General features: G+C 75.4%; 17 protein-coding genes. 8 read left to right on the forward strand and 9 right to left on the reverse strand.

Going from position 1 to position 21,927, the window contains the following annotated elements; genetic code table 11:
• Window positions 1–148 precede the first annotated feature (148 nt).
• Window positions 149–943, forward strand: a complete 795-nt coding sequence (locus B124_RS18955; RefSeq protein WP_496504064.1) for a MerR family transcriptional regulator — start codon at window positions 149–151, stop codon at window positions 941–943.
• Between the two features lie 141 nt (window positions 944–1,084).
• On the opposite strand, the gene B124_RS18960 is transcribed toward B124_RS18955, so the two are convergent.
• From B124_RS18960 to B124_RS18975, 4 genes are read right to left on the reverse strand one after another with little or no spacing between them, the layout of a single operon-like run.
• Window positions 1,085–3,262 (reverse strand): 3-hydroxyacyl-CoA dehydrogenase NAD-binding domain-containing protein, encoded by a 2,178-nt coding sequence (locus B124_RS18960; protein ID WP_496504065.1) that lies wholly within the window; start codon window positions 3,260–3,262, stop codon window positions 1,085–1,087.
• Window positions 3,263–3,309: 47 nt separating this feature from the next.
• Window positions 3,310–4,545: an acetyl-CoA C-acetyltransferase gene (locus B124_RS18965; RefSeq protein ID WP_496504066.1), complete on the reverse strand. Its 1,236-nt coding sequence runs from the start codon at window positions 4,543–4,545 to the stop codon at window positions 3,310–3,312.
• A 13-nt stretch (window positions 4,546–4,558) separates the two neighbouring features.
• Window positions 4,559–5,701 (reverse strand): acyl-CoA dehydrogenase family protein, encoded by a 1,143-nt coding sequence (locus B124_RS18970; RefSeq protein ID WP_496504067.1) that lies wholly within the window; start codon window positions 5,699–5,701, stop codon window positions 4,559–4,561.
• Entirely contained in the window at window positions 5,698–6,885 is a 1,188-nt protein-coding gene (locus B124_RS18975) for a CaiB/BaiF CoA transferase family protein (protein WP_496504068.1), read from the reverse strand. The genes B124_RS18970 and B124_RS18975 overlap by 4 nt, the downstream gene beginning before the upstream one ends.
• A 184-nt stretch (window positions 6,886–7,069) precedes the next feature.
• Between B124_RS18975 and B124_RS18980 the strand changes: the two genes are divergently transcribed.
• On the forward strand, window positions 7,070–8,254 hold the full coding sequence (locus B124_RS18980) for a saccharopine dehydrogenase family protein (RefSeq protein ID WP_496504069.1): 1,185 nt from the start codon (window positions 7,070–7,072) through the stop codon (window positions 8,252–8,254).
• Window positions 8,255–8,305: 51 nt separating this feature from the next.
• Here the strand turns inward: B124_RS18980 and B124_RS18985 are convergent, their stop codons facing one another.
• Complete coding sequence (locus B124_RS18985; protein ID WP_496504070.1) at window positions 8,306–11,692, reverse strand: hypothetical protein; 3,387 nt, start codon at window positions 11,690–11,692, stop codon at window positions 8,306–8,308.
• A gap of 140 nt (window positions 11,693–11,832) precedes the next feature.
• On the reverse strand, window positions 11,833–13,128 hold the full coding sequence (locus B124_RS18990; protein WP_496504071.1) for a DUF5005 domain-containing protein: 1,296 nt from the start codon (window positions 13,126–13,128) through the stop codon (window positions 11,833–11,835).
• An 81-nt stretch (window positions 13,129–13,209) separates the two neighbouring features.
• On the opposite strand from B124_RS18990, the gene B124_RS18995 reads away from it, so the two are divergent.
• The 3 genes from B124_RS18995 (at window position 13,210) to B124_RS19005 (ending at window position 15,349) form a co-directional block, all read left to right on the forward strand.
• Complete coding sequence (locus tag B124_RS18995; RefSeq protein WP_496504072.1) at window positions 13,210–13,692, forward strand: phosphatase domain-containing protein; 483 nt, start codon at window positions 13,210–13,212, stop codon at window positions 13,690–13,692.
• A gap of 105 nt (window positions 13,693–13,797) precedes the next feature.
• Window positions 13,798–14,274: a hypothetical protein gene (locus B124_RS19000; protein ID WP_496504073.1), complete on the forward strand. Its 477-nt coding sequence runs from the start codon at window positions 13,798–13,800 to the stop codon at window positions 14,272–14,274.
• 67 nt (window positions 14,275–14,341) lie between these two features.
• Window positions 14,342–15,349, forward strand: coding sequence for a DUF3048 domain-containing protein (locus B124_RS19005; RefSeq protein ID WP_496504074.1), 1,008 nt, complete (start codon window positions 14,342–14,344; stop codon window positions 15,347–15,349).
• Window positions 15,350–15,385: 36 nt separating this feature from the next.
• Here the strand turns inward: B124_RS19005 and B124_RS19010 are convergent, their stop codons facing one another.
• A complete protein-coding gene (locus tag B124_RS19010; RefSeq protein ID WP_496504095.1) occupies window positions 15,386–16,375 on the reverse strand; it encodes a zinc-binding alcohol dehydrogenase family protein in 990 nt (329 codons plus the stop codon).
• Between the two features lie 145 nt (window positions 16,376–16,520).
• Window positions 16,521–17,606: an ATP-dependent DNA ligase gene (locus B124_RS19015; protein WP_496504075.1), complete on the reverse strand. Its 1,086-nt coding sequence runs from the start codon at window positions 17,604–17,606 to the stop codon at window positions 16,521–16,523.
• Window positions 17,607–17,655: 49 nt separating this feature from the next.
• Between B124_RS19015 and ligD the strand changes: the two genes are divergently transcribed.
• Window positions 17,656–18,666 carry a non-homologous end-joining DNA ligase gene (gene ligD, locus B124_RS19020; protein WP_496504076.1) on the forward strand — a complete coding sequence of 337 codons (1,011 nt, stop codon included), beginning with the start codon at window positions 17,656–17,658 and terminating at the stop codon, window positions 18,664–18,666.
• A gap of 95 nt (window positions 18,667–18,761) precedes the next feature.
• The gene (locus tag B124_RS19025; protein WP_496504077.1) at window positions 18,762–19,667 is read left to right on the forward strand and encodes a Gfo/Idh/MocA family protein; all 906 of its coding nucleotides are present in this window, start codon (window positions 18,762–18,764) and stop codon (window positions 19,665–19,667) included.
• A gap of 108 nt (window positions 19,668–19,775) precedes the next feature.
• Here B124_RS19025 and B124_RS19030 read toward each other — a convergent pair whose 3' ends face one another.
• Window positions 19,776–20,612 carry a phytanoyl-CoA dioxygenase family protein gene (locus tag B124_RS19030; RefSeq protein WP_496504078.1) on the reverse strand — a complete coding sequence of 279 codons (837 nt, stop codon included), beginning with the start codon at window positions 20,610–20,612 and terminating at the stop codon, window positions 19,776–19,778.
• A gap of 265 nt (window positions 20,613–20,877) precedes the next feature.
• Between B124_RS19030 and B124_RS19035 the strand changes: the two genes are divergently transcribed.
• A complete protein-coding gene (locus B124_RS19035) occupies window positions 20,878–21,912 on the forward strand; it encodes a DUF8094 domain-containing protein (protein ID WP_496504079.1) in 1,035 nt (344 codons plus the stop codon).
• Window positions 21,913–21,927 lie beyond the last annotated feature (15 nt).

Below are 21,927 nucleotides of genomic sequence, written 5' to 3' on the forward strand. Positions count from 1 at the left end.
CCGGAGGCGGAGAGCGATGAGGGTGGCCAGAAGATAGCGGAGGGTGACCCGCTGCAGAAGCCTCCGCGCACGAAGTGCCCAGGCTGCCGGGCAGCCGGGGGCGCCGCGGTCTTTCACAGCACCGGTGAGACAGCAATATTGTTGGACCATGACCCAGGAGACGGAGGCGGCCGGGCTGACCGTGGACGAACTGGCCGCGCGCGCGGGCGTCACCGTGCGCACGGTCCGCTTCTACTCCACCCGCGGACTGCTCCCCCCGCCGGTCATAGGCCCGCGGCGCGTGGGGCGCTACGGCCCCGAGCACCTGTCCCGGCTCGCGCTCATCGAGGAGTTGCAGCACCAGGGGCTGACGCTGGCGGCGATCGAGCGGTACGTACAGCAGTTGCCGCCCGGGCTGAGCGCCGAGGACCACGCGCTGCACCGCGCGCTGGTGGCCACCTGGGTGCCGGACGCGGAGACGGAGGTGAGCCGGGCCGAGCTGGAGCGGCGCGCTGGGCGGTCGCTGACCGACGACGACGTGGCGCGGCTGGCCGCCATGGGGGTGCTGGAGCGGACGCCGGGGGGCGCCGGTGCGGACGCCGCGGCACCCGGCGCGGACGGCGGCGGCAGCGACGGCGCCACGGACGGCGGGGACGCTTTCCGGGTCGACCCGGCCGTCCTCCACCTCGGCGTACGGCTCCTCGACGTCCCGATCCGGCTGGAGACCGTCCGCACCGCCCGGAACGTGGTGCAGGAGCACTCCCGCGCGGTGGCCCGCGAGCTGACCCGGCTCTTCCACGACGAGGTGTGGGAGCCGTTCGGCGAGGCGGACCCCGACCCGGAGCAGGTCGAGACGATGAAGTCGCTGTCGGCGCACATGCAGCCGATGGTGGTGCAGGCGCTCGTGACGGCCTTCCAGCGGTCGATGAAGGCGGAGTTGCGGGCGTCCTTCCCCGCGGAGTGACCTTGCGGCGCGGCGTGGCCTTGCGGTCCCGTCACGCCTGACCCGTCGCGCCGGCCACCGGGCGGTGGCCGGCGCGACAAGGGCCGCGACAAGGGCCGCGACAAGGGCTGCGACAAGGGCTGCGACAAGGGCCGGGCCGGCTCAGCCGGCGTCGGTGAACCGCTCGCCCTTCTCCGCCTTCGCCAGCAGCAGCGCGGGCGGCTCGAAGCGCTCGCCGTACGCCGCCGCCAGCTCCCGCGCCCGCGTCACGAAGCCGGGCAGCCCGCCCTCGTACCCGTTGACGTACTGCAGCACGCCGCCGGTCCAGGCCGGGAAGCCGATGCCGAAGATGGAGCCGATGTTCGCATCCGCGACGGACGTGAGCACGCCCTCCTCGACCAGCCGCACGGTGTCCAGCGCCTCCGCGAACAGCATCCGCTCCTGCAGGTCGCGCAGCGTCGGCGGCTCCTGGTCCGCCTTGGTGAAGTGCTCCCGCAGCCCCGGCCACAGCCGGGTCCGCCGGCCGTCCTCGTAGTCGTAGAAGCCCGCTCCCCCGGCGCGCCCGGTGCGGCCGAACTCGTCGACCATGCGGTCGATGACCGCCTCCGCCGGGTGCACGGGGTAGCTGCCCCCGGTGGCCTCGACGGCCGCGCGCGTCTCGTTGCGGATCTTCCGCGGCAGGGTGAGGGTCAGCTCGTCCAGCAGGGACAGCACCTTGGCCGGGTAGCCGGCCTGGGCGGCGGCCTGCTCGACCGTCGCGGGCTCGATGCCCTCGCCGACCATGGCCACGCCCTCGTTGATGAAGTGGCCGATCACGCGGGAGGTGAAGAAGCCGCGCGAGTCGTTCACGACGATCGGCGTCTTGGCGATCTGCCGTACGAGGTCGAAGGCGCGCGCCAGCGCCTCGTCGCCGGTGCGCCCGCCCTTGACGATCTCGACCAGCGGCATCTTGTCGACGGGCGAGAAGAAGTGCAGCCCGACGAAGTCCCGCGGGCGGGCGACGCCTTCGGCGAGCAGCGTGATGGGCAGGGTGGAGGTGTTCGAGCAGAGCAGGGCGTCGGGCGCGACGACGTCCTGGATCTCCTGGAAGACCTTGTGCTTGAGCGCCGGGTCCTCGAAGACCGCCTCGATGACGGCGTCGCAGCCGGCGAGCTCCGCGGGGTCCGCGACCGGGGTGATGCGGGCCAGCAGCGCGTCCCGCTTCTCCTGCGTCGTACGGCCCTTGGCGAGCTGCTTGGCGAGCAGCCCCGCGGAGTACGCCTTGCCCTTCTCCGCGGCCTCGACCGACACGTCCTTCAGCACCACCTCGATGCCGGCGCGCGCGCAGGCGTAGGCGATGCCGGCGCCCATCATCCCGGCGCCCAGCACGGCGACCTTCGACACGCGCCGCTCGGCGATCCCGTCGGGGCGGGAGCGGCCGGCGTTGACGGCCTGCAGGTCGAAGAAGAACGCCTGGATCATGTTCTTGGCGGTCTGCCCGACGGCCAGGTCGACGAAGTAGCGGGCCTCGATGACCTGGGCGGTCTCGAAGTCCACCTGGGAGCCCTCGACGGCCGCCGCCATGATGTTGCGCGGGGCGGGGAACGGGGCGCCGCCGAGCTGCTTCTTGAGGTTGGCGGGGAACGCGGGGAGGTTGGCGGCGAACTTCGGGTTCTTCGGGGTGCCGCCGGGGATCCGGTAGCCGGCCTCGTCCCAGGGCTGCCGGGACTCCGGGTGGGCGTCGACGAACGCGCGTGCGGCGGCGCGCAGTTCCTCCTCGGTCTCGACGACCTCGTGCACGAGCCCGTTCTCCAGCGCCCGCCGCGGGCGGTACTGGGTGCCCTGCAGCAGCACCTTCAGCAGCGCGTCGGTGATGCCCATCAGCCGTACGGTACGGGTGACGCCGCCGCCCGCCGGCAGCAGGCCGAGGGTGACCTCGGGCAGCCCGATCTTCGAGCCGGGCGCGTCGAGGGCGACGCGGTGGTGGCAGGCGAGCGCGATCTCGTAGCCGCCGCCCAGCGCGGCGCCGTTGATCGCCGCGACGACGGGCACGCCGAGGGTCTCGATGCGGCGCAGCGCGCGCTTGACGGCCATGCCGGTCTCGAACGCCTCGCGCGCGTGCTCCCGGTCGATGCGGATGAGGTCGTTGAGGTCGCCGCCGGCGAAGAAGGTCTTCTTGGCGGAGGCGAAGACGACGCCGCGCACGCCGTCCCGCTCGGCCTGAAGCCGGTCGGCGACGGCGGTGAGCGACTGGATGAAGTCCGCGTTCATGGTGTTGGCGGACTGGTTCGGATCGTCCAGGACGAGGGTGACGACGCCGGTGCCGTCCTGCTCCCAGCGGATCGTGTTCGTGTGGCTCATGGCTGTGCTCATACGGGGGATCTCCGTGTGGCGGGGGCGGGACGGGGTCAGAGGCGCTCGACGACGGTGGCGATGCCCATGCCGCCGCCGACGCAGAGGGTGGCGAGGCCGTAGCGCAGGTCGCGGCGCTCCAGCTCGTCGACGAGGGTGCCGAGGATCATGGCGCCGGTGGCGCCGAGGGGGTGGCCCATGGCGATGGCGCCGCCGTTGACGTTGATCTTGTCCAGGCTGACGCCCAGGTCGTCGGCGAAGCGCAGCACGACGGCGGCGAACGCCTCGTTGATCTCGATCAGGTCGATGTCGTCGATGCCGAGGCCGGCCTTGGCGAGCGCCTTGCGGGTCGCGGGGGCGGGTCCGGTGAGCATGATCGTCGGCTCGGAGCCGGTGACGGCGGCGGAGACGATACGGGCCCGGGGGGTGAGCCCGTACCGCTCGCCGACCTCGGCGGAGCCGACGGCGACGAGCGCGGCGCCGTCGACGATGCCGGAGGAGTTGCCGGCGTGGTGGACGTGGTCGATCCGCTCCACCCAGTGGTACTTCTGCAGCGCCACGGCGTCGAAGCCGCCCAGCTCGCCGACGTCCGCGAACGCCGGCTTGAGCTTGGCGAGGGTGTCCGCCGTCGTGCCCGGCCTGACGTGCTCGTCCCGGTCCAGGACGGTCAGCCCGGCGCGGTCCGTGACCGGCACCACGGAGCGCTCGAACCGGCCCTCCTTCCACGCCTGGACGGCCCGCTCCTGCGACATCGCGGCGAACTCGTCCACGTCCCGGCGGCCGTAGCCCCCGATCGTGGCGATCAGGTCGGCGCCGATGCCCTGCGGTACGAAGCCGACCTCCGTGTTGGTCATCGGGTCGTTGAACCAGGCGCCGCCGTCCGAGCCGATCGGCACCCGCGACATCGACTCCACGCCGCCGGCGAGGATCAGGTCCTCCCAGCCGGAGCGGATCTTCGCCGCGGCGATGTTGACGGCCTCCAGGCCGGAGGCACAGAAGCGGTTCTCCTGCAGGCCGGCGACGCTGTCGGGCAGCCCGGCGGCGATGGCCGCGATCTTGGCGATGTCGGAGCCCTGGTCGCCGTGCGGGCTCACCACGCCGAGCACGACGTCGTCGATGGCGGCGGGGTCGACGCCGGGGAAGCGGCGGCGCAGCTCGTGGACGAGCCCGACGACGAGGTCGATGGGCTTCGTCGCGTGCAGGGCGCCGTTGGCCTTGCCGCGACCGCGCGGGGTGCGGATCGCGTCGTAGACGTAGGCGTCGGTGCCGGACGGCCTGGCGGTTGTGGTCACGGTGGTGCGCCTCTCAGGAGAGCAGGGAGCGGCCGATGATCTCTTTCATGATCTCGGTGGTGCCGCCGTAGATGGTCTGGACACGCCCGTCGGTGAAGGCGCGGGCCACGGGGAACTCGCTCATGTAGCCGTAGCCGCCGTGCAGTTGCAAACAGCGGTCCGCCGTGCGTTTTTGCAGTTCTGTCGCCCACCACTTGGCCATCGAGGCGTGCACCGCGTCCAGCTCGCCGGCCGCCAGCTCCTCGATGCAGCGGTCGACGAACGTCCGCGTCACGGCGCACTCGGTGGCCATCTCGGCGATCTCGAAGCGGATGTGCTGGAACCGGCCGAGCGCCCGCCCGAACGCCTCGCGCTCCTTGACGTACGCCGTGGTGGCCCCGACCAGGTGCTCGGCGGCGGCGCAGGCGGCGACGGCGATGGCCATCCGCTCCTGCGGCAGGTTGGTCATCAGGTGGCCGAACGCGCCGTCGCGCTCCCCGAGCAGGTTGTCCTTCGGCACCCGTACGTCGGTGAAGAACAACTCGGCGGTGTCCTGGGCCTTCTGGCCGATCTTGTCGAGGTTGCGACCGCGCTCGAAGCCGGCCGTGCCGCGCTCGACGACCAGCAGGCTCAGCCCGTGCGCGCCGCCCTCGGGGGTGGTCTTGGCGACCACGACGACGAGGTCGGCGAGGATGCCGTTGGAGATGAACGTCTTGGCGCCGTTGAGCAGCCAGTGGTCGCCGCGGTCCTCGGCGGTGGTGCGGATGCCCTGCAGGTCGGAGCCGGCGCCGGGTTCGGTCATGGCGATGGCGGTGATCAGCTCGCCGGTGCAGAACCCGGGCAGCCAGCGCCGCTTCTGCTCGTCGGTGGCCAGGGAGGTCAGGTACGGGCCGATGACGTCGTTGTGCAGCCCCACGGCGAGGCCGGCGGCGCCGGCGCGGGCGAACTCCTCGGCCAGGACGGCCGCGAAGCGGTAGTCGTCGTGGCCCCCGCCGCCGTACTCCTCGGGGACGGCGAGGCCGAGCAGGCCCTGCCGCCCGGCGGCGAGCCAGGCGTCGCGGGAGACGATCCCGTCGGCCTCCCACCTCTGGTAGTGCGGGGTGACCTCCTTGGCGAGGAAGGTCCGTACGGTCTCGCGGAAGGCCACGTGCTCGGGCCCGTACAGCCGGCGCTTCAACGCTTCTCCTCGGTCGGGGCGGGGGTCGGGTCGGGAGTCGGGGCGGGAGTCGGGGCGGGAGTCGGGGCAGGGGTCAGGTCCGGTACGTGCCAGTCGCGGGCGACGTCCGCGGCGTCGGCGCCCGGGCGCGCGGGCGGACGGCGTACGGCACCCGGGGTGGCGGAGAACCGGGGCGCGGGGGCCGGCTGGACGATGCCGTACTCCTCGGCGAAGGTGCCGCGGGCGGCGAGGTGCGGGTGGTCGCGGGCCTCGCGCAGGGACAGCACGGGGGCGACGCAGGCGTCGGAGCCGGCGAAGACCTCGGTCCACTCCGCGCGCGTACGCGTCCGGAAGCGGGCGGCCAGCCGCTCGCGCAGCTCCCCCCACGCGGCCGGGTCGCTCCGTTCTGGCAGGGTGCCGGGGGCGTCGAGGAGGCGGACGAACTCCTCGTAGAACGCGGGTTCCAGCGCGCCGACGGCCATGTACTGCCCGTCCGCGGTCTCGTAGACGCCGTAGAACGGCGCACCGCCGTCCAGGAGGTTGGCGCCGCGGCGGTCGTGCCAGGCGCCGGCGGCGACCATGGCGTGGATCATCGCGGTGAGGTGCGCGGTGCCGTCCACGATGGCCGCGTCGACGACCTGCCCCTCCCCGGTGGTACGGGCGTGCTGCAGTGCGGACAGCACGCCGACGACGAGATACAGCGAACCGCCGGCGTAGTCACCGAGGAGGTTGGCGGGGAAGGCGGGCGGGCCGTCGGCGGGGCCGGTCATGCCGAGCGCGCCGGTGACGGCGACGTAGCCGATGTCGTGACCGGCGGTCTCCGCCAGCGGGCCGTCCTGGCCCCAGCCCGTCATCCGCCCGTACACCAGCCGGGGGTTGCGGGCGAGGCAGTCCCCGGGGCCGACGCCGAGGCGCTCGGCGACGCCGGGGCGGAAGCCCTCGACGAGGATGTCGGCGCGCTCGGCGAGGGCCAGCGCGGCGGCGGCGCCCGGCGCGGACTTGAGGTCGAGGACGACGGAGCGCTTGTTGCGGTTGGTGAGGTCGTGCGCGGGGTCGACGCCCAGTCCGGGGCCGCCGGGCCGGTCGACCCGTACGACGTCGGCGCCGAGGTCGGCGAGGAGCATCGCGGCGAACGGCCCGGGGCCGATGCCGGCCAGCTCGACCACGCGTACGCCGTGCAGCGGGCCGTGCCTCGTGCTCCCCATCAAGCCCCCAGCAGTGTGACACCAACTGTGTAACACCAGAGATGATAAGAACACGTTTCAGTGGACACAAGTGCGGGGACCCCACGCGCGGGCCGGCGGCCGTGGCGGCGGTGACAGGCGGTTCACGAGGCGCCTGCCGCCGTCTGCATCGACGGCAGGCGCGTCATCAACCACCCTGGGACCCATGGCAGACGAGTCCCGGCCGTACGACCTCATCCTCTTCGGCGCCACCGGCTTCACCGGCGGCCTCACCGCCGACTACCTGGCCCGCCACGCGCCGCCCGGCTGCCGCTGGGCGCTGGCCGGGCGCGACACCGGCAGGCTCGCGGACGTACGCGACCGGCTGGCCGCGATCCGGCCGGAGTGGGGCGGCCTGCCGCTGCTCACCGCGGACGCGGCGGACCCGGCGGCGCTGCGCGCGCTGGCGGAGCAGACCCGGGTGGTGGCCACGACGGTCGGGCCGTACCTGCGCTACGGCGGCCCGCTGGCCGCCGCGTGCGCCGCGGCCGGGACCGACTACGCGGACCTGGCCGGCGAGCCGGAGTTCGTCGACCGGGTGTACGTACGCCACCACGAGCGGGCCCGGGAGACGGGGGCCCGGCTGGTGCACGCCTGCGGGTTCGACTGCACCCCGTTCGACCTCGGCGTGCGCTACACCGTCGAGCAGTTGCCGGAGGACGTGCCGCTGCGGATCGACGGCTTCCTGCGCGCCTTCGGCCAGGTCTCCGGCGGCACTCTGGCGTCCGCGCTCGGGGTCGTCTCCCGGCCGCTGCCGGCGGCGCGGGCGGCACGGGCCCGCCGCAGGGCGGAGCCGCGGGTGGCGGAGCGCCGGGTGCGGGCGCCGCTGGGCGCGCCGACGCGCAGCGGCGCGCTGCGCACCTGGGGACTGCCGCTGCCGACGCTGGAGTCGCGCGTGGTGGCGCGGTCGGCCGCGGCGCTTCCGCGGTACGGGCCGGACTTCCGCTACCGCCACTACGCCGCCGTCAAGCGGCTGCCGGTCGTCGCGGGCGGCATGCTGGGCGCGGGTGCCTTCGCCGCCGCGGCGCAACTGCCGCCGCTGCGCAGGCTGATGGCCTCCCGGCTGGCGCCGGGTACGGGGCCGGGCGAGGAGCGCCGGGCGCGCAGTTGGTTCTCCGCCCGCTTCGTGGGCAGGGGCGGCGACCGGCGGGTGGTGACGGAGGTCAGCGGCGGCGACCCGGGGTACGACGAGACGGCGAAGATCCTGGCGGAAGCGGCGATGTGCCTGGCGTACGACCCGCTGCCGGAGACGTCGGGGCAGGTCACGACGGCGCAGGCGATGGGCGAGGCGCTGACCGAGCGGCTGGTGGCGGCGGGGATGGGCTTCCGGGTACGGGTCACGTCGCCGTAGCGCGCGGGCGCCGTACGGGCCGGCCGCCCCGGTGCGTACCCCCCGCTCGTCCTACTCCTCCGCCGTCTGCACCGCCAGCGCCGCGTCCCGCACCTCCCGCTGCGGATGCGCGCGCAGCGTACGCAGCGTGCCGCGCCAGGGCTCCGGCCAGCCCGCCCGTCCACCGGAGACCTCCGTGAGCGCGACCGCGAACAGGCCCTCCGCGTGCCCGCCCGCCGCCGCCAGTGCGCGGGCCGCCTCCGCCCGGGCATCCGGCGAACCCGGCCGGGCGTCCCGGTCCAGCCGGTGGCCCAGTGTGCTCGCCGTGGCCCCGGCGAGCACCGGGCGCCCCTCGTGCAGCGCCGCCAGCTCCCGCAGCGCCGCGGTCAGCTCCGCCGCCCCGGCCGCCAGGTCGAGGGCCGCCGTGCGCAGCTCCGCCGCCTCCGGCACGAAGTCGTCGTCCACCGCGAGCACGTCGGCGAACGCGTGCAGTGTGGGCCGCATCAAGGGGCGGATCACACGCGCCCGCAGGGTCAGCCGCTGAACGAGGGAGACGAGGCGCCGGCGCGCGGGCAGGTCGCGGTCCTGCTCCGCGTCCGGCTGGCCGAGGGTGCGGACGCGGAGTTCACGTCCGGCGCGTACGACGGGCTCGCGCGCCGGATCGTCCGCGGGCGCGTTGACCGCCAGGGTGACGAGGGCATCGGCCGCGGGCTCCCACGTACCCCGGTTGGCGAGGTCGGTGACCGCCCGGCACAGCACGTCCGACGCGGTCGGCGACCACGGCGCCCAGGCGGCGAGGCTGGTGTACGCGGCCCAGGCGAGCTGCGGGTCGTCGGTGCGGCTCGCGGACTCCACCAGCCCCGCGTACCGCGGCCGGTACTCCTCGCGCAGGTCGCGCGGCTGCGGCCGGAGCAGCGGGAGCCGCACCTCCGGGTCGTCGGCCGCGGCCGACTCCAGCATCCGCCACACCTCCGGCCTGCCGAGCAGGCCGCCGGCGAACGCCACGCACGCGGCGCGTACGTCGCGGTGCTGCTCGGGCAGTTCGTACGCACCCGCCACCAGCGCCGCCGCGCGCTCGGCCGGCAGCCGGGTCGCGGCGAGGCGGACGGCCTCCTTGCGGCTGGTGACCTTCGCGCCGGCCGCGGACCCGTCGGGGCCGGGCAGCAGCAGCGGGCGCAGGGCCGCCTCGACGAGCGAGGGCGCCGCGTGCCGGGTGGCGCGGGTGGCGGCGTACACCGCGACGCGGGCCCGGTCGCCGCCGGCGTGCGCGAGCAGCAGCGGCAGCGACTCCTCGGGCCGGTCGGTCCACACCAGGGCGGCGAGGGCGGCCTCGGCGAGGGCGACGTCCTCCGCGCCGGTGCAGCGGAAGGCGACGTCGAAGCCGTGGCCGGGTATGCGGGCGGCGTCCGCGAGGGCCCGTATGCGCTCGTGCCGCGGCAGCCCGGCGTCGCCCGCAGCCCTGGCCAGCAGCCGGGCGGCGGCGGCCTGCTGGGCGGGCGTCCAGCGCTCGGGCGTGACGACGGGCGGGATCCAGGCGGCCCGCGGGGTCAGGAACCGGCCCCACGGCGGGGTGTCGCCGAGGACGGCGTCCAGCAGGTCCGTACGGGTGCGGGCGAGCACCTGGTACACCGGCGGGAGCACCGCGGCGGACGGCTCCAGCGTCAGCAGGCGGGCGACGCGCTCGCCGCGGCCCGCGCGCGGCTCGAGCCACAGCGACACGGCGGTGCGCACGGTCGCGTCGCTGCCGAACTGCACGGCCTGCCACAGGTATTCCTGCAGCTTGGGCATCCCCCAGGCGCGCCGCCCGAGCGCCCGCGCGAGCGCGAACGTCAGCCCGTGGTCGACCTTGTCCGCGCCCGCCTCCAGCCACGGTTCGAGGGCGTCGAAGACCTCGTGCTCCTGGCCGCGGCGCAGCGAGGTGTCCAGCCGGCCGAGGTCGGCGCCGCCGGTGTGGCCGGTGAGCCGGGTGATCGTACGCAGGGAGAAGCTCACCAGCTCGGGCCGGCCGCCCGCGGCGTGCTCGCGCAGCAGCGCGACGGCCAGCGTGCGCAGCGCGCCTCGGGTGGCCGGGGAGGAGTCGCGGGCGGCGATCGCGTCGGCGGCGATGTCGTGGAGGTGGTCGGCAGCGTCGGCGGTGAAGAGCGCGGGGTGGGTCTCGGCGAGCTGCCGCAGCGCGACGGAGCGCACCGGGTCCTGGTCGTTGCGCAGCCGTTCGGCCAGCAGCCGGACGGCGCTGGTGACGTCCTCGGGGTGGCCGGAGCGGACGGCGTTGGCGACGAGCAGCCGGTACGCCACGGCGCGCTCGTCGGCGTCGGGGCGGCGCAGCGCGGCGAGCAGGTCGCCGCGGGCCTCGGCGACGGGCAGACAGGCCACGGCGTGCAGCACGTCCGAGGGGTGCGCGTCGCGCTCCCGGGCCTGCGCCGCCATGCGGCGCGCCTCCGCCGCCCGGCGCTCCCGGGGCAGCGCGTCGAGCAGGCCGGGCGGGAAGTCGTCGCGGGCGGTGTCCCGTTCGGCCATGGCGGCGTCGAAGAGCGCCTCGCGGCGGGACGGCGGGGTACGGCGCAGCAGGTCGGTGAGCGCGCTGGTGTTCTCCTGCCACAGCCGGGCGAGTTCGGGCAGCTGCGGCGGTGCGGCGGCGAGGAGCCGGTCCAGCACGGTGCGCGGGAGCCGGGTGACGGCGGTCCCCCGGCGGCGCTCGGGGGCGAGCAGCAGGCGCAGCGTGCGGCCGGGGTCGGCGGCGACGAGGCGGTTCAGCCGCTCGTCCACGCGTGGCGGCAGCCCGCCGTGGCAGTACCGCTCCAGCAGCTCCAGCACCCGGTCCGGGGCGCGGTCGGCGAGCGGCGCGACGACGGCGGAGTACGCGGTCCACCACGCCGCCCGGCCGCCGCGCGGCAGCAGGGCCAACTGCCGCTCCGCCTCGTCGAGTACGGCCCCGGGGTGCCGGCCCGCGAGGGTGGCGGGGCCGCTGAGCGCGGGCCAGAGCGCCGGCAGCAGGCGGCGTACGGTCTCCTCGGTACACGCGGGCAGCAGCCTGGCGGCCTCGGCGTCGCCCCACTGCTCACCGACGGGCCCGATGAGCGCCTCGGCGACGGCGGTGCGCCGGCCACGCACCACGGCGCGGACGAGCTGCCCGCGGACGACGGCGGGCGCGTCGTCGAAGGCGGCGACGACCGCCTCGTCGGGCAGCAGCCCGCGCCGTACGGCCTTCACGCCCTGGGCGCGCACGGCGGGGTCGGGGTCGGCGAGCCGGGCGGCGAGGAAGCCGGTGTCGCACCCGACGAGGGCGGCGAACGCCGCGAGCCTGCGGCCGTACGCGCCGTGCCCCGCCAGCCCGTCGAGGAGCGCGGCCAGTTCACCGCGCCCGGTGGCCCGGCGGGCGGCGGCGGCCAGCTCGCGCAGGCGCTGCGGGTACGGCAGGGGGTCGAGGGCGCGGATGAGGTCGTCGGCGTGAGGCTGCATGGGAAGGCATTGTTCCGTGCCGGCGGGCCGGCCGGGCGGCGAATTCCCTTGTACGGACCCGGGGTCGGCCGTCAGCCGGGCGACGGCATCTAGTGGGTGCGGTGGTGCCGTCGTCGGCGTCCGGCGTCCGCCACCCGTCCTCACTCCACCGCGTCGAGGTGCAGGCGGACGAACCGCGGGCGGTACAGCGCCACGTTGCGGTGCACGTTGGCGGAGACGGTGCCGGCGGAGGCGTCCAGCCAGTTGACGTCGTAGCCGAGCAGCAGCCCGTCCTCGGTGCCGACGCCGGGGTGGGCCTGCGGGTTGTACGCGGCGGCGCCGGAGCCGCCGGCCGCGTCCTCGGGCAGCGGGGCGGTGAACGCCTTGTCCGGCCCGTGCCACGGGCCTTCCGGCCGGCACGCCCAGTACGACGCGACGGTCGTCAGCCCGCTTCCGTCCGGCCCGCCCGCGTCCATCGTGAACAGCACCCAGGTGTCGCCCCGGCGCACCACGCTGAACGCGCTGCCGACGCCCTTGCGTCCGCCGTCGCCCAGCACCGGCTTCGAGCGGGCCGCCTCCTCGCTCCAGCGCTCGCCGTCCCAGTACCGCCACGCCGACCGGTCCGCGAGCCGCCCGGCCGGCACGCGCGCGAGGTGCGCGCGGGAGCTGCGCTCCGCCTGCTCGGGGGTGCGGCCGTCGGTGCCGCCCCACACGTACGTCCAGCCGCCGCGCTGGACCGCCGCCGCACCGTAGACGAGGCGGTCGGCCGGGTCGGCGACCCGGGACTGGTCGTCGACCTGGGTGATGCCCTCCAGCCGCAGGTCGGGCAGCGAGAGCGTGGCGACCTCGGTGGCCAGCGGCACGCCGTAGATCCACGGCTGCTGCGCCTCCTGCCGGTGCCACAGCAGCACCCGCAGCACCTGCTCGGACGAGCCGGGCGCGCGCGGCTCCACCACGGCGTGCACCGGCCAGCGCCACTGCCGCACCGGGGCCCCGGGTTCGGGGAAGAGGGAGGAGGGCGCGCCGGGGGCACCGCCCAGGAGGGTGCGTTCGAGGCGGCCGTCCGCGGACATGACGAGGGCGGCGTTGCGGGTCCAGGCCGGGGCGCCGAGCGAGGTGTCGCGCCAGGCGTGCTGCTGGCCCTGGCGGTTGGGCGGCGGGTTGACCTGGCCGAGGTACGGGTCGGAGACCAGCCACAGCGTGCGGCCGTCGGGCAGCCGGACCGAGTGGTTGCCGTCGCCGCCGGTCCAGTCGTCCGCACGGGCGCCGTCGTTGCCGTAGCGCTCGAACTCGTCCGTCGTCGCGGCGTCGGCGCTCCAGCCGGAGACGGCCAGACCCGTGCAGGCACCGGCCGCGTCGCCGTCGGAGCCGTCGTCGTCGGTGAGGACGACGACGAGGCCGACGACGAGCAGCAGGGCCAGCGCGATCCCGGCGCCGGCTGTGTGGCGTCGCTCCATCCGGGCACGGTAACGGGCGTGGCCGCTGATGCGTAGGGCACCCCGTGGGACGCCGGCGGCGGGCGCCCGTAGGCTGGCGGCGTGGCGAAGCGAGACCTTGCGGTGTTCGACCTGGACGGCACCCTCACCGACACCCGGCACCGGCTGCACCACGTCGCCTCCTCCCCCAAGGACTGGGACGCCTTCTTCCGCGCGGCGCCCCTCGACCCGCCGTTGCCCGAGGGCGTGGCGCTGGCCCTCCAGTGGGCCCGGACCTGCGAGGTCTGCTACGTCACCGGCCGCCCGGAGCGCTGCCGCCGGGACACGCTGGCCTGGCTCGCCGGGCACGGGCTGCCCGAGGGCCCGCTGTGGATGCGCCGCGCGGGCGACCGGCGGCCGGCCCGGGTGGCGAAGCCGGAGCTGCTGCGCCGGGTGGCCCGCGGGCGCACGGTGGCGATGGTCGTGGACGACGACGAGCCGGTCTGCGCGGCGTACGAGAAGGCCGGCTTCACGGTCGTACGGGCCGACTGGATGCCGCCCGCCGAGGCGCTGCGCACGGCGCAGGAGGACGAGGGCCGCACGTAGCGTGCGCTCCTGCCGGCCCGGCCGGGGCGCGGGCGCCCGCGAATCCCGGGCGGGTTCGCGGCCCGGCCCTCCCGCGCGGCGGCCGGGCGACTACGCTCGGCGCACATGACCTCCCGCGACGACACCGGCATCGACGACACGGGCCTCGACGAGGCCGAAAAGACCGCAGACGGCGCGAAGTCCGGCATAGCCGCGGCCGGCACCGACACGGGCGACCCCCACACGCCCGGCGCCGGTGACCCGGACGCCCCGCATGGCCCGGACGGCACGGACGGCGCGGCGGACCCGGACGGGATGGCCGACGGCGAGGAGGCCGACGAGCCGCCGCCGCCCCGGCTGACCCCGCGGCAGGTGCGCCGGGTGCGGGCCCTGACCTCCGCCGGTGTGATGGTGGCCGTCGGCGTGGCCATGGTGGTGCGGTTCCGCAGGGAGCCCTCGCTGCTGACCTTCGCGCTCTACGGCGGCGCGCTCATCCTCTCCGGCACCGCGATCACGCTCAGCCGCGCGGGCCGCACCCGGGTCGCGATGGCGATGCTGGTCGCCGGCTTCGCCTTGGTGATAGCCGATGAACTGCTGCGCTAGGCAGCAACCGCGGTAGCCGGCGGCCGGGGCGGGTAGGTCACCGGCAGCACGCCGAGTGGGGGGTCCGTTGAACAAGAAGCACATAGCCGCTGCAACAGCGCTCCTGGTGCCCGCGGTCGCCGTCACCGCGGTGCTCCTCGCCCGGTCGCACGACGGCACGCGGGAGCCGGCGCACCGCCCCCAGGCCCGCTCCTCCCCCGTCTCCCCGTCCCCGTCCCCCTCGCCGACCCCCACCGACGAGGCGCCCGCCGTGGCCGAGGGCCCGGTGCTGGGCGTGAAGCTGGACAACGCGGCGCCCGCCCGGCCGCACACGGGTCTGGAGCAGGCCGACGTCGTGCACGTGGAGCGGGTCGAGGCCGGCATCAGCCGCTTCCTCGCCGTCTACGCCTCCGGGCTCCCCGACGTCGTCGGGCCGGTGCGCAGCGCCCGCGAGACGGACCTGGAGCTGCTGGCGCAGTACGACGACCCGGTGCTCGCCTACTCCGGGGCGCAGTCCAAGCTCAAGCCGCACATCAACCGCGCCCCGCTGCGCCCGGTGCCGCCCGAGCAACTGCCCGGCGCGTACTTCCGCGGCACCGACCGGCCTATGCCGCACAACCTCTACCTGCGCCCCGAGGGCGTCACCGACGCCGCCCCCGAACTCGCCGACATGGACGCCGCGTCGCTGTACGAGACCGGCGAGGCGCCGGCCGGCGGCCGGAAGACCGGCGAGCGCACGGTGGAGATGCCGGCCGCGAGCTTCACCTTCGACTGGTCGGCCGAGCGGCGCGGTTGGGAGGTCTCCATGGACGGCACGCCTGCCACCAGCGGCGGCGAGCGCCTCGCGCCGCCGACGGTGGTGCTGCAGGAGACGACGATCCGCGAGGGCGCCTTCGGCGACCGCTGGGGCAACAACTCGCCGTTCACCGAGACCGTCGGCACCGGCGAGGCCACGGTGCTGCGGGACGGCCGCGCGTACGACGCCCGGTGGGACCGGCCGACGGCGGCGGACCGCACGGTGTTCACGACGCCGGACGGCGATCCGATGCCGCTCGCCGAGGGACAGGTCTGGGTCCTGTACGTACCGCGCGGCTGACCGCGACGCCGGGCATCCGGCACGTCGTACGCGCCCTCACCCCGCCGGCATCCGCAGCACCGCCGCGCCCCTGACCCGGTCCGCCGCCAGGTCGGCGAGGGCGTCGTCCGCGCGGTCGAAGGGGTACGGGGTGACGGTCGCTCGCACCCCGTGCGCGTCGGCGGCGGCGAGGAACTCCCGGCCGTCGGCGCGGGTGTTGGCGGTGACGCTGCGCAGCACGCGCTCGCGGAAGAGGTGCCGGTCGTAGTCCAGCTCCGGGATCGTGGTGAGGTGGATGCCCGCCACGCTGAGCGTGCCGCCGGCGTCCAGCGCCGCCAGCGCGACCGGCACCAGCTCGCCGGCGGGCGCGAACAGCACCGCCGAGTCGAACGGCTCCGGCGCCGGCTCGTCGGCCCCCGCCGCCGTCGCGGCGCCCAGCTCCAGCGCGAGCCGCTGCGCCGCCCGCGAGCGGGTGCGCACGTGCACCTCGGCGCCCTGGGCGATGGCCAACTGCGCGGTCAGGTGCGCGGATCCGCCGAAGCCGTAGAGGCCGAGGCGCCCGCCCGCCGGCAGCTCCGCCAGCCGCAGCGCACGGTAGCCGATGATCCCGGCGCACAGCAGCGGCGCCAGGTCCTCGGCGGCGGGCTCCTTGGGCAGGGCGTAGGCGTACGGGGCGGGCACCACGGCGTACTCGGCGTAGCCGCCGTCCGCGTCCCAGCCGGTGTAGCGCGACTCGGGGCACAGGTTCTCCCGGCCCCGCTCGCACCAGCGGCACCGGCCGCAGGTGTGGCGCAGCCAGGGGATGCCGACGCGGGACCCGATGCGCCGCTCGGCGGCGGCGCCGGCCGCGACGACCTCACCGACGGCCTCGTGGCCGGGGACGACCGGCGTCTTGTGCGGCGGGAGGTCGTGGTCGCGGACGTGCAGGTCCGTACGGCAGACGGCACACGCCTCCACCCGGACCAGCAGCTCGTCGGGCCCCGGCGCGGGCACCGGCAGCTCCACCGGCTCCAGCCGGCCCTTCGCGGTGACGGCCCAGGCGCGCATGGCCGTGGGCGGCGTGGCTCCCATGCCCCCATCCTCGCGGCCCCGGTCCGCCCCGTCCACGACGCGCCGGGCGGTGCGCTCCCCTGCGGCCCCGCATGCCCCGGATGCCCCGGCCGGCGGCCCCCGTGGGCGCCGGCCGGGCCGCTCAATGCTGCGGACGGGACGTCAGCACCTCGTGCAGGTCGTACCTGACCGGCTCCTCCAACTGCTCGTACGTGCAGCTCTCCGGGGTGCGGTCCGGGCGCCAGCGGCGGAACTGGGCGGTGTGCCGGAAGCGGGCCCCGTTCTCCATGTGGTCGTACGCCACCTCCAGCACCCGCTCCGGCCGCAGCGGCACCCACGACAGGTCCTTCTGCCCGCTCCACCGGCTCGGCGCCCCCGGCAGCCGCGCCGACTCGTGCGCCTCCTCCTTCGCCCAGTCGGCCCACGGGTGCGCCGCCTGCTCCCCGGGCGTGTCCATCCGCAGCGGCGCCAGCTCCTCGACCAGCTCGGCCCGCCGCTTCATCGAGAACGCCGCGCACACCCCCACGTGCTGCAGCACGCCCTTGTCGTCGTGGATGCCGAGCAGCAGGGAGCCGATCACGGGCCCCGACTTGTGCCAGCGGAAGCCCGCGAGCACCACGTCGGCCGTGCGCTCGTGCTTGACCTTGACGAGCACCCGCTCGTTCTGCCGGTACGGCAGCCCCGGCGGCTTGGCGATTATCCCGTCGAGCCCGGCGCCCTCGTACTGCTCGAACCACTCCTCGGCGACCGCCAGGTCCCGCGTCGCCGGCGCGATGTGCACGGGCGCCCTGGCGTCGGCCAGGGCGCGCAGCAGCGCCGCGCGCCGCTCGGACTGCGGGGTGTCCAGCAGCGAGTCGTCGCCGAGGGCGAGCAGGTCGAACGCGACGAAGCTCGCCGGTGTCTGCTCGGCGAGCATCCGCACCCGCGAGTCGGCGGGGTGGATGCGCTCGGTGAGGGCGTCGAAGTCCAGCCGGTCGCCGCGGACGATGACGATCTCGCCGTCCACGACGCACCGCTCGGGCAGATGGGCCTTCAGCGCCTCGACCAGCTCCGGGAAGTAGCGCGTGAGCGGCTTGCCGGTGCGGCTGCCGACCTCGACCTCGGCACCGTCGCGGAAGACGATGGCGCGGAAGCCGTCCCACTTCGCCTCGTAGAGCATCCCGGGCGGGAGCTTCTTCTGCGGCTTGGCGAGCATCGGCTTCACGGGGGGCATCACCGGCAGATCCATGTGCGCAACGGTAAGGCGGGATTCGGACATCCGCCTTACCGTTGCGCACATGGGTGCAGCGATTCAGCTCCAGGCGGGCGAGAGAACCGTACGGCTGTCCAGCCCGGACCGGGTCTTCTTCCCGGCCAAGGGCTACACGAAGCTCGACCTCGCGCGGTACTACCTCGCCGTCGGCGACGGCATCGTACGGGCGCTGCGGGACCGGCCGACGACCCTCGAGCGCTATCCGGAGGGGATAAGCGGGGAGTCGTTCTTCCAGAAGCGCGCGCCGAAGAACACGCCCGACTGGATCCCCACCGCCCGCATCACCTTCCCCAGCGGGCGGTACGCGGACGAGATGTGCCCGACCGAGCCGGCGGCGGTCGTCTGGGCGGCCCAGTACGGCACGCTGACGTTCCACCCCTGGCCGGTGCGGCGCGCCGACACCGAGCACCCCGACGAGCTGCGCATCGACCTCGACCCGCAGCCCGGCACGGACTACGCCGACGCCGTGCGCGCCGCGCACGAGATGCGCGCCGTCCTCGGCGGACACGGGCTGACCGCCTGGCCGAAGACCTCCGGCGGGCGGGGGATGCACCTGTTCGTGCCGATCGCGCCGCGCTGGACGTTCGTGCAGGTGCGCCGCGCGGTGATAGCCGCCGGGCGGGAGCTGGAGCGGCGGATGCCGGAGCAGGTCACCACCGCGTGGTGGAAGGAGGAGCGCGGCGAGAAGGTCTTCGTCGACTACAACCAGATGGCCCGCGACCGCACCATCGCGTCCGCCTACTCCGTCCGGCCGCGCCCGCACGCGCCCGTCTCCGCGCCGCTGCGCTGGGAGGAGGTGGACGACGCCGAGCCGGACGACTTCGACCTGGTCACCATGGTGAAACGGTTCGCCGAGGTCGGGGACGTGCACGCCGGCATGGACGAGCACGCCTTCGACATCACCCCGCTGCTGGAGCTGTCCGCGCGCCAGGAGCAGGACCACGGCCAGGGCGACCTGCCGTACCCGCCGGACCATCCGAAGATGGCGGGCGAGCCGAAGCGCGTGCAGCCCAGCCGGGCACGCCCCGAGAAGTGACCGCCGGAGTGTGCGCCGCCGCGGCCGAGCCGGTCCGGCGGCGGGAGCACGGGGCGCCCGGCCTGCGGGTATCGGCGTACTCGTAGACTCGGCGCATGCGATTCGGACTTCTCGGCACCGGCCCCTGGGCCGAGCGCGCGCACGGCCCCGGACTCCAGGCGCACCCGCGGGCGGAGCTCGCCGGCGTGTGGGGCCGGCGGCCGGAGGCGGCCCGTGCGCTCGCCGACCGCTTCTCCACCCGCGCGTACGGCGACGTGGACGCCCTGCTCGCCGACTGCGACGCGGTGGCCGTCGCGCTGCCGCCCGACGTGCAGGCGCCGCTCGCGGAGCGCGCCGCCGCGGCGGGCTGCCACCTGCTGCTGGACAAGCCCGTCGCCACCGACGTGGCCGCCGCCAGGCGGGTGGTGGCCGCGGTGGAGCGCGCCGGGGTGGCCTCCGTGGTCTTCTTCACGCTGCGCTTCCGCGACGAGACCGCGGGCTGGCTCGCCGACCGGGCCGGCGAGGAGGGCTGGCTGCTGGGCCGCGCCGACTGGCTCTCGCCGGTCTTCGCCGGCTCCGACAGCCCGTACGCCGCCTCGCCCTGGCGCGGTGAGAAGGGCGCGCTGTGGGACGTCGGACCGCACGCGCTGTCGATGCTGCTGCCGGTCCTCGGCGACGTGGACCCGGCCGTGCCCGGCGCCGTCACCGCCGCGCGCGGCCCGGGCGACACCGTGCACCTCGCGCTGCGGCACGCCTCGGGTGCCTCCAGCACATGCACGCTCAGCCACACCATTCCGCCGCAGGCGTCGGGGGTCACCGTGCAACTGCACGGCACGCAGGGCACGCAGACCGCGCCGGAGCGGGACGACGACGGGCCCGTGCCCGCGTTCGTACGGGCCGTGGACGCGCTGCTCGAGGCGGCAGGGAGCGGCCGGCCCGACCCCCGCGACGTACACCTCGGGCTGCGGGTGACCGAGATCCTCGCCGCGGCCGAGGAAAGGCTGCCGGCCACGGGCGAATAGTCCGCCGGACCCGCGCCGCACGGCCGCCCGGAAGGGCCGTGGCCCCCGCCGCACGGGCGGAGGACACGGCTTCGTCTCCGCTAACGGTGTCAGGACCGGGCAGGACCCTCAGGCGGTACGGGGCCCGGGGACGGCGCCCAGCAGGCGCAGCCGGTCGAGCGCCGTGAGCCGCGAGGCGATCCCCGCGGCCCCGGCCGCCCACTCGTCCCACTCCGGCCAGCGCCCGCGGTCGAACCCGGCGTCCTCGTACGCGTCCTCGGCGAGCAACTCCCGCACCACGCGCATGCCGTCGGCGTCGCCGAGCCCCGGCCACCCCAGGTACTCGGTGCGCCACGCCAGCCGGCGCTCGCCGCCCACGGAGCGGTGCAGCAGATGGGCGTCGAACGCCAGCACGTCGCCCGGCTCCGTCGCCAGCACGGTCTCCGGCACCGGCCAGCCGGGAAACCCCTGGTTGGCGGGGTCGGCGCCGCGGTACGCGGCGAGCCTGCGGGCGTACGCGGGGTCGTGCGACCCGGGCAGCACCCGCAGCGCTCCGGTCTCCGCGGTACGCGGCTGAAGGTGGGCCAGGAACGTCACCCCCGGCACGTCCGGACCGATGTCCGTGTGCCAGCCGGAGTTGCCGGTGAAGCACACCGCGCTGGGCACCGTGGGCACGGTCATCCGCCCGCACAGCTCGGCGGAGCCCTGGAACAGCCGCGGGTCGTCAGCGATCAGCGACTGGCTGAAGGGCGTCCGGTCGGCGGCCAGCGGCAGGTAGTCGCCGCGGATGCCGCCCTCGTCGTACGGATCGGTGTCGGTGCCGAGGCCGCCGTACGCGTCGGTGAGCCCGGCGGTCACCTCGGCGGTGAGCCGGCCGGTCTCCTCGCGCGTGAGCAGGGCGCGCAGCACCACGTACCCGAAGGCGCGGAAGTGCTCGATCTGTTGGTGGCTGAACAACGACGTCACGACGTCGTCTCCTCTCGTCTCGATGGCAGGGCGTCTCGCGCATCGGGCGGGAGGAGGGCCACGGGCCCGTCAGCGTCAAACGAATCCGGTTCGCATGGTCCTCACCCTAGCCACGCGGCGCCGCTGTCCGCCATGGCGGTTGCCGGCCCGCAGCGTTCAGGAGGGCCGGAGGCCGGGCGTCCGGGGGTAGGCGCGGGCGGCGCGGGGCCAGTGCTTAGACTCGCCCCCGACCACTGATCTTGACCGCATCGGGGGGTTTGCGCCCATGGGCACGAAGAAGACCGCCATATCCACCGCCGCCGCGGGTCTGGCCGCGCTCCTGCTGGCGACGGCGTGCAGCGGCGGCTCGGACGACGACGCGGACGGCCCCGGCGACGGGAAGGAGCAGCCCCGTCCGGTGATCAGCGAGGGCCAGGCGCGCAAGGTGCTGGAGCGCTACGTCGAGACCAACAACGCGGCCAACGCCGGCCTGGACGGCGACGCGCTCGGCGAGGTCGAGGCCGGCGCGCTGTACCAGCAGAGCCGGGCGCAGTACCGGCAGTTCCCGACGTACGAGAAGAAGTTCCGGACCCTCTACAAGAAGCCGTTCCGCTACCGCGCCGACAAGGCCGAGTACTACATCCCCGCCCGCAGCGACTGGTACATGGTCGACGCCCCCGTGGAGGGCCCCGGTTTCGACGAAGGCGACCGCAGCCTGCTGGTGTTCGAGCGCGCCGGCGGGGACACGTGGAAGAACGTCGCCTCCGTCGGCATCCAGGGCCGAATCCCCGAGGTCGACCGCGGCGCCGGCGGCCTGCCCACCGCGCTGCCCGCGGACGCCGAGGTGGGCACCGCCGCGCTCGACGGCCTCGACGACGCGGTCAACGACCTCTACGTCACGGGCGGCAAGAAGGACGGCAAGCTCCTCGCGGCCAGCGAGGTGCGCGCGAACATGGTCAAGGACCACACCACCCGCCGGGACTGGATCAAACCCGAGCACGACGGCTACTTCGAGACCGAGTTCGAGTCCGAGAACCCCAAGTGGGACGAGACGTACAAGCCCGCCTTCCCGGACGTGTACGCGCTGCGCACGGCCGACGGCGGGGCGCTGGCCGTCTTCAACTCCTACGACGCGCGGGTGGACTTCGCGACCCGGCCGGGCTTCCACATCATCCCGGGCGACGCCACCAGGCTGTACGTCAAGGAGAAGGAGCCGCTGGGCGTGCGGGAGTACTACGCCGTGCAGAACGCCGCGTACGTACCCCGCGACGGCAAGGTCAAGCAGCTCGGCGGCGAGGTGGAGATGATCGGCGCCAGCTGACCGCCCGGCTGCGCC

This window comes from Streptomyces sp. CNP082, assembly GCF_059570535.1.

Bases quoted from the DNA above. Each gene is read 5' to 3' on its own strand.
- B124_RS18955 (WP_496504064.1), top strand. From the start codon at position 149: ATGACCCAGGAGACGGAGGCGGCCGGGCTGACCGTGGACGAACTGGCC.
- B124_RS18960 (WP_496504065.1), bottom strand. From the start codon at position 3,262: ATGAGCCACACGAACACGATCCGCTGGGAGCAGGACGGCACCGGCGTC.
- B124_RS18975 (WP_496504068.1), bottom strand. From the start codon at position 6,885: ATGGGGAGCACGAGGCACGGCCCGCTGCACGGCGTACGCGTGGTCGAG.
- B124_RS18980 (WP_496504069.1), top strand. From the start codon at position 7,070: ATGGCAGACGAGTCCCGGCCGTACGACCTCATCCTCTTCGGCGCCACC.
- B124_RS18985 (WP_496504070.1), bottom strand. From the start codon at position 11,692: ATGCAGCCTCACGCCGACGACCTCATCCGCGCCCTCGACCCCCTGCCG.
- B124_RS18990 (WP_496504071.1), bottom strand. From the start codon at position 13,128: ATGGAGCGACGCCACACAGCCGGCGCCGGGATCGCGCTGGCCCTGCTG.
- B124_RS19000 (WP_496504073.1), top strand. From the start codon at position 13,798: ATGACCTCCCGCGACGACACCGGCATCGACGACACGGGCCTCGACGAG.
- B124_RS19010 (WP_496504095.1), bottom strand. From the start codon at position 16,375: ATGCGCGCCTGGGCCGTCACCGCGAAGGGCCGGCTGGAGCCGGTGGAG.
- B124_RS19015 (WP_496504075.1), bottom strand. From the start codon at position 17,606: ATGGATCTGCCGGTGATGCCCCCCGTGAAGCCGATGCTCGCCAAGCCG.
- ligD (WP_496504076.1), top strand. From the start codon at position 17,656: ATGGGTGCAGCGATTCAGCTCCAGGCGGGCGAGAGAACCGTACGGCTG.
- B124_RS19025 (WP_496504077.1), top strand. From the start codon at position 18,762: ATGCGATTCGGACTTCTCGGCACCGGCCCCTGGGCCGAGCGCGCGCAC.
- B124_RS19035 (WP_496504079.1), top strand. From the start codon at position 20,878: ATGGGCACGAAGAAGACCGCCATATCCACCGCCGCCGCGGGTCTGGCC.